The organism is Ruegeria sp. YTSA105 (assembly GCF_059610225.1).
On record NZ_JBXWNE010000002.1, the window covers coordinates 132,479 to 145,931 of the forward strand.

Below are 13,453 nucleotides of genomic sequence, written 5' to 3' on the forward strand. Positions count from 1 at the left end.
AAATAGTCGATTTGTGCGGCAACAAAAGGGCCGCGTGATCACTCATCCTCGAACAGTTCGGTTTGATCTTCGTCTTCCTGCCCCTCTCCCAGTGGGATCGTTCCCGGAGGCGGTCTGTTCTCCAGCAAACCGGCAGCGCGCAATTCTTTCAACCCCGGCAAATCGCGGGCGTTCTCCAGCCCAAAGTGATCCAGAAACTGCGGAGTCACCACGAAAGTCACCGGACGGCCCGGCGTCATGCGACGACGACCCAGTCTGATCCACTCCATCTCCAAAAGTTGGTCGATGGTCCCGCGCGAGACCGATACGCCACGAATTTCTTCGATCTCGGCACGTGTACAGGGTTGGTGATATGCCACGATCGCCAGCGTTTCGATCGCGGCCCGGCTGAGTTTGCGGGTTTCAACCGTTTCTTTTTGCATCAGAAAACCTAAGTCTGGGGCAGTGCGAATGGCCCAGGATTCACCAACCTGAACCACACGAACACCACGCCCTTCATAGCGTTTCTTAAGCATATCCACCGCCTGTGACGCGTCGCTGCCATGGGGCATCCGCACTTCTAGATCGGCGATCGTCACCGGCTCGGCGCTGGCGAATAACACGGCCTCAACCATGCGTTCCTGCTCGGCCATAGGCGGAGCTTCGAACAGGGTGCCGGTACCTTCTTCCTGAGGCGCGTCAGTCACGGGATTGGGTCCTCTTGCGTAGCTGTATCGGAGCAAAAGTTTCGCTCTGCTGTATTTCCATATGTCCTTCTTTCACCAACTCAAGTGAGGCCGCAAAAGTAGCCGCCGTCGCGGACCGCCTGCGCACCGGGTCGGCATCCCAGCCCTCGGGCAGATAGGTCTCCATATCCGTCCAGGCCCCGGCAAAGCCGATCAGCGGGCGCATACGTTCCAGCGCCTGTTCCATCGTGAATACGGCGTCACGGTCCATGACAAAGGGGCGGAATTCATCACGGGTGCGAATGCGGGCATAGCCCTGCATCAGGTCCAGCAGAGTGGCGGAATAGGTCACGGTGCGGATGCGCGTGACATCCTCGCCCTGCCCGCGTTTGAAGAAATCGCGCCCCAGCTGATCGCGCCCCATCAAACGGGCGGCGGCATCACGCATGGCCTGAAGCCGCTCGAGCTGAAATGCCAGATGCGCGGCCAGTTCTTCGCCAGAGGGGCCTTCGTCATTCGGATCCGGAGGCAGCAGCAAGCGCGATTTCAGAAAGGCCAGCCACGCCGCCATCACCAGATAGTCGGCGGCCAGTTCGATCCGCAGCGCCCGTGCCTTTTCAACAAAGGACAAGTATTGCTGCGCCAGCGCCAGAACCGATATTTTGCGCAGATCTACCTTTTGCGTGCGGGACAGCATCAGCAGAACATCGAGCGGGCCTTCGAACCCGTCGACATCTACGATCAATGCCTCTGCCGCAAGGCGATCCGCGACCGAGACGGGGTCTTCGCTAAAAAGATTATCCGACATACACCTGCCCGCCCATTAGGCGAGAAAGTTCGGCTTCGGCGGCTTGGATGTCAAGTTCCTGCGGGGCTTTGCGCATCGCCAACGCGCGTTCAGCGCGTTTCTGTGCCTGTTCGGACATCTTTCCGGCGGTGCTCAGCACCTTAGCACGGGCATCAAAAGAGCCGTTGCAGTACAAAACCACATCGCACCCTGCAGCTAGCGCCTGATTGGCAATCTCTTCTGGATTTCCGCTGAGGGCCTTCATCGAGATATCATCCGTCATGATCAGCCCGCCAAACCCGATCGTTTTGCGGATCAGGCTGATCATGGTCCGAGAAATCGTAGCAGGTTGAGGGTCAATCCGGTCATAGACCAGATGCGCCGTCATCCCCATCGGCAGATCGTTCAAATCCCGAAACGGGCCGAAATCGGCCTCGGTCAGGTCCTCTTGCGTCAGATCGACATGGGGAAGGTCATGATGGCTGTCCAGCGTGGACAAACCATGACCCGGCATGTGTTTGAGCACCGGCAATACACCGCCATCCAAATGCCCCTCGGCAACCGCACGACCGATCCGGGAAACCATTTTGGGATCAGACCCATAGCAGCGGTTTCTAAGGAACGGATGCGTCTCGTTCCGGGCCAGATCCACCATGGGGGCGCAGTTGCTGTCGATCCCAAGCTCGAACAGTTCATTCGCAATCAGACGATAGCGCAGATACATGGCACGTTCGGCCTGCTCTCCGCTCTGGGCCACGTGATCCAGCGGCGGCATCCATTCCCGTGCCAGCGGTGTGCGCAGTCGTTGCACGCGTCCACCCTCTTGATCAACAGTGATCGGGCAGTTTCGCCCCACAGCCTCGCGGAAATCGTCGCATAGGGCGCGCACCTGATCCGCAGACTCGATATTACGGGCAAACAGAATGAACCCGAATGGGTTCATCTCTCGGAACAGTTTTTTCTCATCAGGCGTCAGGCGCAGACCTTCAGCGTCGGTAATGACTGCGCCGAAATTCACCGCGCGGCAACCGGAATGCAATCAGCGCCTTCGGCCTGCAAAGCGGCACAGAATTGGCGCGAGTCGCTCAGATCGTCAAACCCCAGAACCCGAAGACGATAGAAAGTCCGCCCACCGCTTGAGGTTTTCTGTATAACACGCTGTTTTCCATCCATATAATCCCCGAATCGTCCATTCATGCGATCCCATTCCGAGCGCGCGACGTCCGAATTTTCATAGGCGCCAAGCTGGGCCATACGGGTGCCCTTGGTCAGAGTTTCAGGATCTACATCCAAGCCGACCGCAGCTTTGACCGCCGCGTTGATCGCGTCTTCGGTAGTGCTGTTTGACGTAATTGCGCTGCGCACACCGCCAGCGGGGCGCAGGACCGGGCGCAGCGACCGGCGCACACCAGGCAAAGCCGCCAGTTCTGGGTCCGGTTGCGATGCAGCCAGATCAGCCGGATCAATAGCAGGCTCTTCCTCGGGGATGGTCAAAGAGGCCAACTGAAAACTTTGCTCGCCAACCTGATCGGAATTTTCCGCCTCTCCCGCCAGTTCAGCAACCAGTGCATCAACCGCGCCCTGGCGCATCTGTGTGGCCGTCCGGTCAGAGACGTTTTCCTGGACCACATGTACGGCAGGTGTCGGTTGCAACGGTGCCACCGGAGTATCTTCATCTGTCAGGGAAACCGGGCGCGGTGCAAGGATCAGCCGATCAGCAGGCGGCGCTGCTGTGCCCACTGCCGCAACCGTGTTCACGGCCAAACCCTGATGATCCGCAGGGGTGCCACCCGGGCTATCCGGCTGAATACGCATTGGTCCATCTAAGGCCCGAACAACCGGCACGCCACTCACATCGCGCATTACCAAATTGTAACCCCAAACACCGATGCCAGCGACCAGCGCCAATGATGCAACGGCACCTAGAGCACTAACAATACGACCCAAACCCGCGGGATGGGGCGTTTCGTCATATCCGTGCAAGTCATTAGGGAGGTCATACCCATCCTGAGGATGAGCTTGATTCGTATAATGCATCTGCTCGGGGCGCATTTGCCCCGGGTAATCGTAACTTGCCATGTCCGCCTCACCGCCCGTTTAGCGCCGAAAATAAGGCGCGCGGGTCATTTCTTGCCTACCTCGTACCGGCGGTTCGGACGGTGTTGTTCACCGCATCTCCTGCGCCGGGGTAACGCCAAGAATACCCAAGCCTGCTGAAATCACAACAGAAACGGACCGGGCCAGTGCGATTTTTGACTGGCTTGTGGCAACATCGCCATCCTGAATAAACCGCAGCTGGGTCTCATCGTTGCCCTTGTTCCAAAGCGCGTGGAAATCCCCTGCAAGTTCATACAGATAGAAGGCAACCCGGTGCGGCTCATTGGTGCGCGCGGCGATCTCAACCAGACGCGGCCATTCGGCCAGCTTCTTGGCAACAGTCAGCTCAGAGGCATGGTCGATCTTGCCTAGATCGGCGCTTTTCAGCGTTGGGTCCTGCGCGTCGATCCCGGCCTCAGCTGCACGGCGCAGAACACTCATCACGCGGGCATGGGCATATTGGACGTAGAAAACGGGGTTCTCGCGGCTTTGTTCCAACACCTTGTCAAAGTCAAAATCCAGGGCAGCGTCATTCTTGCGGGTCAGCATCACGAAGCGGGTCACATCCGGGCCAACCTGATCGACCACATCACGCAATGTGACGAAGTTCCCTGCCCGCTTGGACATCTTGAACGGCTCGCCGTTCTTCCACAGTTTCACCAACTGGGTTAGCTTGATATCCAGCGGTACCTTGCCATCGGACAGAGCCGATACTGCGGCCTTCATCCGTTTGACATAGCCACCGTGGTCAGCGCCGAACACATCGATCAACGCGTCAAACCCACGGGTCACTTTGTCATAGTGATAGGCGATATCCGGGGCAAAATAGGTCCAGCTCCCGTCCGATTTCTTGACCGGGCGATCCACGTCGTCGCCATGCTCGGTCGATTTGAACAGGGTCTGCTCACGTGGTTCCCAATCTTCGGGCTTTTTGCCCTTGGGCGGCTCCAGCACGCCCTCATAGATCAGGCCCTTGTCGGTCAGGGATTGCAACGCAGCTTCAATCCGACCCGTGCCATAGAGCGACTTTTCCGAGAAGAACACATCCATCTCAACGCCCAGCGCCTTCAGGTCGGCGCGGATCAGGTCCATCATCGCGTCTGTCGAAAACTCGCGCAGTTCTTCCAGCCAGTCGCTTTCCGGTTTGTCGATCAGGCTGTCACCGTATTTCTCTTTCAGCGCCTCACCAATCGGGATCAGATAGTCGCCAGGATACAGGCCTTCGGCAATCTCGAGGCTCAGCCCGTTTGCCTCGCGATACCGTTCGTAAGCCGAGCGTGCCAGAACATCCACCTGCGCGCCGCCATCATTGATGTAGTATTCACGGGTCACGTTATGGCCGGAATAGGCCAACAGGCTTGCCAGCGCATCTCCGAACACCGCGCCCCGCGTATGACCCACATGCAAGGGGCCGGTCGGGTTGGCCGAGACGTATTCCACGTTGACCTTCTGCCCATGCCCCATGGTCGAGCGGCCATAGTCCGTGCCCTGTTGCAGCACCGCAGCCAGTACACTCTGCCAGACCGATGGCGCCAACCGCAGGTTCAAGAACCCCGGCCCGGCAACCTCGGCACTGGTGATCCGGTTATCCTCGGCCAGCTTTCCGGCCAGCGCATCGGCAATGTCGCGCGGTTTCATCTTGGTGGGCTTTGCCAGCACCATAGCCGCATTCGTCGCCATGTCGCCATGCGCCGCATCGCGCGGCGGTTCAACGGCCACGTTGTCAAAGCTCAGCCCTTCGGGCAGCGCGCCTTCGGACTGCATCTGTGCCAGCGCGTCCAGCACGAGGCTGCGGATCTCGGAAAACAGGTTCATTTCGAATGTCCTTTTGCTTGCCCGGCGGTTTACCACGCGGTGCAGCAAGGTCAATGGACGGCGCCAGAATGCGCTTGGAATAAGAGCCGCCGCCGCTAAGGTCGGTCATATCTATCTAAACGGAGATTCCTATGCGCCTTGCCCTGCCCCTGTGCCTGCTCTTGTCGACCGCCCTGCCCGCTTTTGCAGAAATGCCCGCCCCGCAAGGCCATGTGCTGATAACGCTCGGCGGCTCGGTTGAGAAAACCAACCTGCCCGCACGCGGTGCAGAGGACGGCGGCTTGCTGGGATATCTGGAGGTCACCCATGACGGGGCAGCTGGCTTTGACGCGACATTGCTGGATAGTTTGGATCAGGTCGAGATCACAATTCCCTACGGCACCGAGGACAACCAGCGCGACATCACCTTTAGCGGCCCGCTTTTGTCGGATGTGATGGTCATAGCCGGTGCCGAAGGTAAGACGGCCAAACCGATGGCAATGGACGGGTATCAAGCCGAAATTCCCTGGCATAGTATCTCGACCTATCAGCCTATCCTCGCCACCCACGCCGACGGCGCCCCCATGGGGATCGGAGGGTATGGCCCAACGATGATCGTCTTCCCACCCACCGACGACGCTGAGGCGGCGCAGGATCAGACGGGCCAACAAGTCTGGGCTTTGGCCTATATCGGGGTCGAGTGATCCGCCGGTATCGGGTGGCCAGTCAGTCTGGCATGATCCTGTAGCGCAAACCTGTCGGTCATCCCGGCAATATAGTCCGATACGATCCGGGCTAAGGCAGTCTCATCCTCAGCCTCTTCAATGTCCGCGTGCCAGCGCGCGGGCATTTGCTTCGGATCGCCAAGGTAGATTGGAAACAAATCCTCGACCACTTTGCTGACCTCGGCGCGCACCGTCATCACCGACGGCGCCCTGTACATCCGCGAAAACAGGAAAGCGCGAATTTCCTTCAGTTGCGCCCAAAGGCCTGTTGAGAACTGAATGACCGGATAGCCAAGATGCCGGATCTCTTCGACGCTCTGGGCACCGGACCCTGCGATCAGAGCCCGAGACGTGTCGATCACGTCCGACACCATAACCCCAAACACCCGCCGCAACGCCTCATGCCGACGGCGATAGGGGTCGAGGCCCGGGTACTTGCGATCCACCTCCGAATAACAGTCGCCCACGATCGGCAGTCGCTGAATGTCCTCGTCGCTGAACAACTCCGCCCTCAGCCCGTCCAACAGGTCATGATTGTTATAGGCGATGTCGTCAGACAAGGCCGCCACCTGCGCCTCTGCGCTTGCGTGCGTGTGCAGTTCAAGATTAAACGCCGCATTGCACTCCGCCAGCGCCCAGGGCAGTTCCCCTTCCACCGGTCCGTTATGTTTTGCAATGCCTTCCAGGGTTTCCCACGTAAGGTTGCACCCATCGAACTCGGCATAATGACGCTCGAGCCGGGTGACGATCCGAATGGCCTGCGCGTTATGATCGAACCCGCCATACGGCTGCATGATCTCATGCAAGGCATCCTCGCCAGTATGTCCGAACGGCGTGTGGCCAAGATCATGGGCCAGAGCCACCGCTTCGGTCAGTTCTGGATTCAAACCCAAAGCCCCGGCAATCGTCCGCGCCACCTGCGCGACCTCGATGGAATGGGTCAACCGCGTTCGATAACTATCCCCTTCGTGCTCAACAAAAACTTGGGTCTTGTGCTTGAGCCGCCGAAAGGCGCTGGCATGAATGATCCGGTCCCGGTCGCGCTGAAAGCATGACCGGAAACTGCTTTCTTCCTCTGGCACCAACCGCCCTCTTGCGCGGTCGGGATTCGAGGCAAAACATGCTCTGTCCAACGGTCTGTCCTTGTCGCCTGTCCTTGGGCTTTCTATATGGTAGAGTGGTTAAGAAATAAACCTTTGGAGTTTGGCATGAATCTGCCCCCGACAGTTACAGAACGCGCCTTTGACCGCCTTGCCGAGATCGGCGCAGCCGATCAGGGTCAAGCCCTGCGTGTCGCTGTCGAAGGCGGCGGGTGTTCGGGCTTTCAGTACGAAATTGCATTGGACAAACCCAAAGACGACGATTTGGTTCTTGAGGGTAAGGGGCAGAAGGTCATTGTCGACGCAATCTCACTGCCGTTTCTTGAAAATGCGGTGATTGATTTCACACAAGAACTGATCGGCGCACGCTTTGTGATCGAAAACCCAAACGCCACCTCCTCCTGCGGCTGCGGCACTTCGTTTTCAATGTGATCACCCGTGGGGGTTTCACCCCCACACCCCCAAGGTATTTCTAGCCAGATGAAGCAGGGATCCGCTCTCCGATTTCTAGACCGGAGAGCTTCACCTGGCGCGGTCATCGGCGCCTCCGCCTGTACCGCCAGCTGGTTTTCGGAGATTCTGGTTAACGGTCCGTTTCTTCATCTGGCCAAAAATACCTCGGAGCGCGAGGCAGCGCCTCGCAAACCTGTTCTCCGCCTTGCCGTTGGGCCCGTTCTGGGCGATAGGTTGCCAAGGACTGTCGGAGGGCCGCGCATGAAAATCGCCACATTCAACATCAACGGCATCAAGGCGCGGTCCGAAGCATTGCCGCGTTGGCTGGATGATGCCCAGCCCGATGTTGTGCTGCTGCAAGAGATCAAGTCAGTCGACGATAACTTCCCCAGAGAGATCTTTGAGGCGCGCGGGTACAACGTGGAAACGCACGGTCAGAAAAGCTTTAACGGCGTTGCCATTCTGTCGACGCTACCGCTCGAGGACGTCTCGCGGGGTTTGCCCGGTGATGATGAAGATGAACAGGCCCGCTGGATCGAGGCCACGGTCGTCGGCAAACAGGCACTGCGTATCTGCGGGCTCTATCTGCCAAACGGCAACCCCACCCCGGGGCCAAAATACGACTACAAACTTGCCTGGATGGAGCGACTCTATCATCGGTCCCGCGACCTGATGAACAGTGAAGAACCCGCTCTGATGGCAGGTGATTACAACATCATTCCCCAGGCCGAAGACGCAGCGCGTCCCGATGCCTGGCGCGAAGACGCATTGTTTCGCCCTGAAAGCCGGGCCGCATTTCGGAAAATTCTGAATCTCGGCTTCACCGAGGCCTTTCGCGCAGGCACGCAAGGTCCGGAACATTATTCATTCTGGGATTATCAAGCGGGTGCGTGGAACCGAAATGACGGGATTCGTATTGATCATTTCCTTCTGACCCCTCAGGCCGCTGACCTTTTGCGCGATTGCAAAATCGATTCCGAAATTCGGGGGCACGAAAAACCTTCAGATCATGTTCCGGTTTGGATAGATCTAGATCTGTAATCGGCTAAGCCGTGGCATCGAACTCATAGATCCAATCATATTTTCGGCCCAACCGCGATCCAACTGCCATCAACGCCAGTTGCGCCCCGACACGCATAGGGCCACGTAGATGGAAGTTGCGCGCGTTGGCTCCAGCGGCAGCGACCACCCGAGTTGCCCGCTGGCGACGGGTCGCTTCATAGGCGGCCAGTGCTTGCGAAACGCCGGATTGTTCTTCGAAAGACCGCCCCAGAGTCCAGGCATCTTCTAGTGCAAGGCAAGCACCTTGGGCCATGAAAGGCAGCGTTGGATGAGCTGCGTCGCCCAAAAGCGCCACACGCCCATTCTGCCAGCATTCAGCAACAGGGCGCAGGAACAATGCCCAGATATTCGGGTCCTGAACCTCTTGCAAAATCTCTTTGACCAAGCCGCCAAAACCTGCAAATCGCGCCCTCAGCTCTTCTGGATCACCGCGCAGACGCCAGCCTTCTTCCTGCCAGTCAGACCTCTCTTCGATTGCCACGATGTTCATCAGGGTCTGATCGCGCAAAGGATACGTCACTACATGCCGTCCCGGCCCCATGGTTAGCACCGCGCAAGGGTTCTTGTTGCGCCGGTCCCATCGAATCGTCGCGCGCCAGGCAACCTGATGTGTAAATTTCGGTGTTTCCCTGCCAGTCAGGTCAGCACGAATTGCACTTTGGCCGCCGTCCGCCGCGACTGCACAATCAACCCGAAATCTCGCCCCCGTATCGAGGATGATTTCGGCCTCGGACGGGTGCTTTCGCACCCGTTCCACACGCGCACCAAGGTGAAACTCTACCCCTTTTTGAACCGCCGCTTTGTAGAGAAGATCAAGCAGGTCAGCGCGATGGTAATAATAGGTAGGCCCGGCAGAGGGTGGCACGATTTTGCAGACCAGCCGCCCTGCCCGGTAATCACGAAGGACCGTTCCATGGGACAAAAGCCCAGCCTCGGGCGTGTCCGCAACAACCTTCAGCGCACGCAGCACAGCCATCCCGTTGGCGCTGATCTGAAGGCCCGCGCCAACCTCGGTCAATTCTGGTGCCTGCTCAAACACGGTCACCACGGCGCCGCGCTGTCGCAGGGTCAAAGCAGCCGCGAGGCCGCCAATGCCACCTCCGACTATGCCGAATTTCGATCCGCTGATGTTCATGTCACCGGCTTAACGCAAATACGCCGGAGCAAAAGGCCCCGGCGTCTATGTTATCAGATTTTCCCAGCGATCAATCGTCGCGGTGGACCTTTTCGCGACGCTCATGCCGTTCCTGCGCCTCAAGCGTCATGGTCGCGATTGGGCGCGCATCCAAACGTTTCAACGAGATCGGATCACCGGTCATCTCGCAATAGCCGTACTCGCCTTCGTCGATGCGGCGCAGGGCTGAGTCGATCTTGGCCACCAGTTTGCGCTGACGATCGCGGGTGCGCAGTTCCAGCGCGCGATCGGTTTCTTCGCTTGCGCGGTCAGCGACATCCGGAATGTTACGGGTATTGTCCTGCAGCCCTTCGATCGTATCGCGGCTGCCAGCCATTAGTTCGTTTTTCCAATCCAGCAGCTTGCGACGAAAATACTCTAGCTGCCTGTCATTCATAAATGGTTCGTCTTCAGCTGGACGGTAATCTTCAGGCAGAAAAACTTCCTGCTTCATTTTTGCTCCCTCGGTGTGGCCTGCAACGCCGGTCACTCTCTCATTACCTGACATGCGGCAATCCCCTTCTGCGGAGCGTTTATCTGACAGCGCAGTAATTGTCACTATGCAAACGTCGCCCCGGCGCCGCGCCATTGCGCGTGATCTAAATACGTCCAACCAAACAACAAAACCTTGTTTTTCTGTGAAAATTAACTGACCATTTCAGGGCAACGCCAAAAAGACGGCACCGGAGGTTAGCGCACGAATCAACCAAAAGCATTGTAGTTACTTGGCAATTTCCCTTCATGCGACGCAGCGACCTGGCTTGTCAAAATTTCTGCTGCGCGGTAACCCCAAGGGCGCATTTCGCGCGACACTTGATGAGGGGCCAATGACCGCACGTTTCCAAGGAACAGCCGAATACGTCGCCACAGACGATCTGACCATTGCGGTAAATGCCGCCGTGACGCTGGAACGTCCCTTGCTGGTCAAAGGTGAGCCGGGAACTGGCAAGACCGAGTTGGCCAAGCAGGTGGCCGGAGCGTTGGGGCTGCGGATGATCGAGTGGAACGTGAAATCCACCACCCGCGCGCAGCAGGGGCTGTATGAATACGATGCCGTCAGTCGTCTGCGCGACAGCCAGTTGGGTGAAGAGCGCGTGCACGACGTGTCGAACTATATCCGCAAGGGTAAATTGTGGCAGGCCTTTGAAACCGATGAAAAGGTCGTGTTGTTGATCGACGAGATCGACAAGGCCGATATCGAGTTTCCGAACGATCTGCTGCAAGAGCTCGATAAGATGGAGTTTCACGTCTACGAGACCAGCGAAACGATCCGCGCCAAGAACCGTCCGATCGTCATCATCACATCGAACAATGAAAAGGAACTGCCCGACGCCTTCCTGCGCCGGTGTTTCTTTCACTATATCCGGTTCCCTGATGAGGCCACGATGCGCCGCATCGTCGAGGTCCATCATCCCGGCATCAAAGATGCGCTTTTGACAACGGCTCTGACCCAGTTCTATGAGATTCGCGAAACTCAGGGCCTGAAGAAAAAGCCATCAACCTCAGAGGTGCTGGACTGGCTCAAGCTGCTGCTGGCCGAGGACCTGACCGCCGAAGATCTCAAGCGCGATGGCGCCAATGCCCTGCCCAAACTGCACGGTGCGCTGCTTAAGAATGAACAAGACGTGCACCTGTTCGAACGCCTGGCATTCATGGCCCGCAACAAACGCTGAGCCGGTAAACCCTCGGTGATCGCCGCTTGCCTTAGCAAGTCTCGGATGCAAGCATTGGTCTCGGGTTGCCCGGCTTGTCCGGGCAATTTACCATCAGACCCAACGGGACTCAGCAATGCCAGAAACAGTAACAATTCGAGCCTTGCATCCGACTGATCGCGAGGACTGGGCGGATATGTGGCGGGACTATCTGGCGTTTTATGAAACGACGGTTCCGGATTCCGTCTATGACAGCACATTCTCGCGACTGCTGGGCGATGATCCGAACGATTTTTCTTGTTTCGTCGCGCAGGCCGACGGAGGGCTTGTGGGTTTGACCCACTTTCTGTTCCACCGCCATGCCTGGAAGGAAGAAAGCGTGTGCTACTTGCAGGACCTATTCGCCCGCCCCGAGGCGCGCGGCATGGGGGTCGGTCGCGCTTTGATTCAGGCCGTTTACGAAGAAGCGGACCGGCAAGGTGCACCGTCTGTCTATTGGCTGACGCAGGATTTCAACCATACCGCGCGAAAGCTCTATGACAGGATCGGCAAACAGACACCTTTCATCAAGTATCAGCGCCCATGACGCGATGGGTCGCAATCTTGATCAGCTTTGTCCTGACCGCATGTGCCACGATTGAGCCTGCCGAAAGCCCACCCGAGATTGTGGACGTCGAACCACCCCTGCCCCCCGCCAAGTCCTTTACGCGTGCATATCCCTCGCCTCCGGCGCGGTCGAATGAAAACATGGCAGCGGATTTCATCTCTCTGCATTTCGCACTGGAAGGGGGTACGGAACTGCCTGTTTTTACCCGGTTCGAAACCCCGATCACGGTGCGGTTGAAAGGGGCTGCGACGGCCTCGCTTCAAAAGGATCTGGGCCGCCTGCTGACCCGTCTGCGCACCGAGGCCGGGATAGACATCAAACAGATCAAGGACGGTCAGGCCAACATCACGATCGCGGCGGTCAGTCAAAAAGAGATTCAGGCCATCCTGCCTCAGGCTGCATGTTTCGTGGTGCCCAATGCCTCAAGCCTTGAGGAGTACCGCCGGGACCGGTTCAAACAGAAAAGCAGCTGGACCAAACTGAGCAGCCGTCAGCGACTGGGCATCTTCATTCCCGCTGATGCAAGTCCGCAGGAAAAACGTGACTGCCTGCACGAAGAGATTGCACAGGCGCTTGGCCCGCTGAATGACCTGTATCGCCTTCCGGACTCGGTATTCAACGATGACAATATCCACACGGTTCTGACCGGGTTCGACATGTTGATCCTGAAGGCCGCATATTCATCCCAACTGCACAGCGGTATGACACGTGAACAGGTCGAAACGGCCATACCCGAAATTCTCTCGCGTCTGAATCCGCGCGGTGATGCGGTGCCGGTACAGCCCATGTCGGAAACTCCACGAGCCTGGATTTCAGCAATTCAGAAATCCTTGCAATCCAGTCGCAGCCAGCAATCGCGCATGAGGCAGGCCCGCAAGGCAGCCCGAATTGGCAAGGAACAAGGTTGGACCGATCACCGGCGCGCTTACCCTCATTACCTGATGGGCCGAATGGAACAGTTCGATGATCCGCATGATGCGTTGCGCCAATATGATATTGCCCTGCAGTTTCTGCGCGCTACACCGGGCACGGAATTGCATCGATCCTACATCACGACCCAACTGGGCGCCTTTGCGCTTTCGCAAGGCAATGGGCCAAAGTTCCTGCCCGAAATCGACGACGCTATTAACGTGATGACACGGGCCGAGAACGCCTCGCAGCTTGCAACGTTATTGTTGCTGAAAGCCGAGGTCCTGAATGAAGTCGGCCGTTCCGCAGAGGCACGTTCCGTCAGACTGGACAGTCTGAGATGGGCACGATACGGCTTTGGTTCGGATGTAGTGGCCCGGTCGCTTATGCAGGACGTCGCAGAAGGACCAGTCAATTAACGGGGGCGA

Annotated in this window: 14 protein-coding genes; 6 read left to right on the forward strand and 8 right to left on the reverse strand. The window is 57.9% G+C overall.

Annotated features, from left to right (window positions below; translation table 11 throughout):
* Positions 1-38 precede the first annotated feature (38 nt).
* The 5 genes from scpB to argS all read right to left on the reverse strand — a co-directional run bounded on the left by scpB (position 39) and on the right by argS (position 5,364).
* The gene (gene scpB, locus AC2FH2_RS03310; RefSeq protein ID WP_496749598.1) at positions 39-686 is read right to left on the reverse strand and encodes an SMC-Scp complex subunit ScpB; all 648 of its coding nucleotides are present in this window, start codon (positions 684-686) and stop codon (positions 39-41) included.
* Positions 679-1,473 (reverse strand): segregation and condensation protein A, encoded by a 795-nt coding sequence (locus tag AC2FH2_RS03315; RefSeq protein ID WP_142633343.1) that lies wholly within the window; start codon positions 1,471-1,473, stop codon positions 679-681. Before AC2FH2_RS03315 ends, scpB begins: the two co-directional genes overlap by 8 nt.
* Positions 1,463-2,470, reverse strand: coding sequence for a beta-N-acetylhexosaminidase (gene nagZ, locus AC2FH2_RS03320; protein WP_496822849.1), 1,008 nt, complete (start codon positions 2,468-2,470; stop codon positions 1,463-1,465). The genes AC2FH2_RS03315 and nagZ overlap by 11 nt, the downstream gene beginning before the upstream one ends.
* Positions 2,467-3,531 (reverse strand): SPOR domain-containing protein, encoded by a 1,065-nt coding sequence (locus AC2FH2_RS03325; protein WP_281971960.1) that lies wholly within the window; start codon positions 3,529-3,531, stop codon positions 2,467-2,469. Before AC2FH2_RS03325 ends, nagZ begins: the two co-directional genes overlap by 4 nt.
* An 87-nt stretch (positions 3,532-3,618) precedes the next feature.
* Positions 3,619-5,364 (reverse strand): arginine--tRNA ligase, encoded by a 1,746-nt coding sequence (gene argS, locus AC2FH2_RS03330; RefSeq protein WP_496822851.1) that lies wholly within the window; start codon positions 5,362-5,364, stop codon positions 3,619-3,621.
* Between the two features lie 131 nt (positions 5,365-5,495).
* Here argS and AC2FH2_RS03335 point away from each other — a divergent pair, with 131 nt between their 5' ends.
* A complete protein-coding gene (locus AC2FH2_RS03335) occupies positions 5,496-6,047 on the forward strand; it encodes a putative pterin-binding protein (RefSeq protein WP_271947491.1) in 552 nt (183 codons plus the stop codon).
* On the opposite strand, the gene AC2FH2_RS03340 is transcribed toward AC2FH2_RS03335, so the two are convergent.
* Entirely contained in the window at positions 6,029-7,201 is a 1,173-nt protein-coding gene (locus tag AC2FH2_RS03340; RefSeq protein ID WP_496688343.1) for a deoxyguanosinetriphosphate triphosphohydrolase, read from the reverse strand. The genes AC2FH2_RS03335 and AC2FH2_RS03340 overlap by 19 nt on opposite strands.
* A gap of 75 nt (positions 7,202-7,276) precedes the next feature.
* Between AC2FH2_RS03340 and AC2FH2_RS03345 the strand changes: the two genes are divergently transcribed.
* Positions 7,277-7,600, forward strand: a complete 324-nt coding sequence (locus tag AC2FH2_RS03345) for a HesB/IscA family protein (protein ID WP_142633331.1) — start codon at positions 7,277-7,279, stop codon at positions 7,598-7,600.
* Positions 7,601-7,882: 282 nt separating this feature from the next.
* Positions 7,883-8,662 (forward strand): exodeoxyribonuclease III, encoded by a 780-nt coding sequence (gene xth, locus AC2FH2_RS03350; RefSeq protein WP_496822853.1) that lies wholly within the window; start codon positions 7,883-7,885, stop codon positions 8,660-8,662.
* A 4-nt stretch (positions 8,663-8,666) separates the two neighbouring features.
* Here the strand turns inward: xth and AC2FH2_RS03355 are convergent, their stop codons facing one another.
* A complete protein-coding gene (locus AC2FH2_RS03355; RefSeq protein ID WP_496822855.1) occupies positions 8,667-9,818 on the reverse strand; it encodes an FAD-dependent monooxygenase in 1,152 nt (383 codons plus the stop codon).
* Between the two features lie 70 nt (positions 9,819-9,888).
* Positions 9,889-10,311 (reverse strand): RNA polymerase-binding protein DksA, encoded by a 423-nt coding sequence (dksA, locus tag AC2FH2_RS03360; protein ID WP_271947500.1) that lies wholly within the window; start codon positions 10,309-10,311, stop codon positions 9,889-9,891.
* 373 nt (positions 10,312-10,684) lie between these two features.
* Here dksA and AC2FH2_RS03365 point away from each other — a divergent pair, with 373 nt between their 5' ends.
* The 3 genes from AC2FH2_RS03365 (at position 10,685) to AC2FH2_RS03375 (ending at position 13,444) form a co-directional block, all read left to right on the forward strand.
* Positions 10,685-11,530 (forward strand): AAA family ATPase, encoded by an 846-nt coding sequence (locus tag AC2FH2_RS03365; RefSeq protein ID WP_271948074.1) that lies wholly within the window; start codon positions 10,685-10,687, stop codon positions 11,528-11,530.
* A 115-nt stretch (positions 11,531-11,645) separates the two neighbouring features.
* Complete coding sequence (locus AC2FH2_RS03370; protein ID WP_271947502.1) at positions 11,646-12,095, forward strand: GNAT family N-acetyltransferase; 450 nt, start codon at positions 11,646-11,648, stop codon at positions 12,093-12,095.
* Positions 12,092-13,444: a DUF2927 domain-containing protein gene (locus AC2FH2_RS03375; protein ID WP_496822857.1), complete on the forward strand. Its 1,353-nt coding sequence runs from the start codon at positions 12,092-12,094 to the stop codon at positions 13,442-13,444. The genes AC2FH2_RS03370 and AC2FH2_RS03375 overlap by 4 nt, the downstream gene beginning before the upstream one ends.
* Positions 13,445-13,453 lie beyond the last annotated feature (9 nt).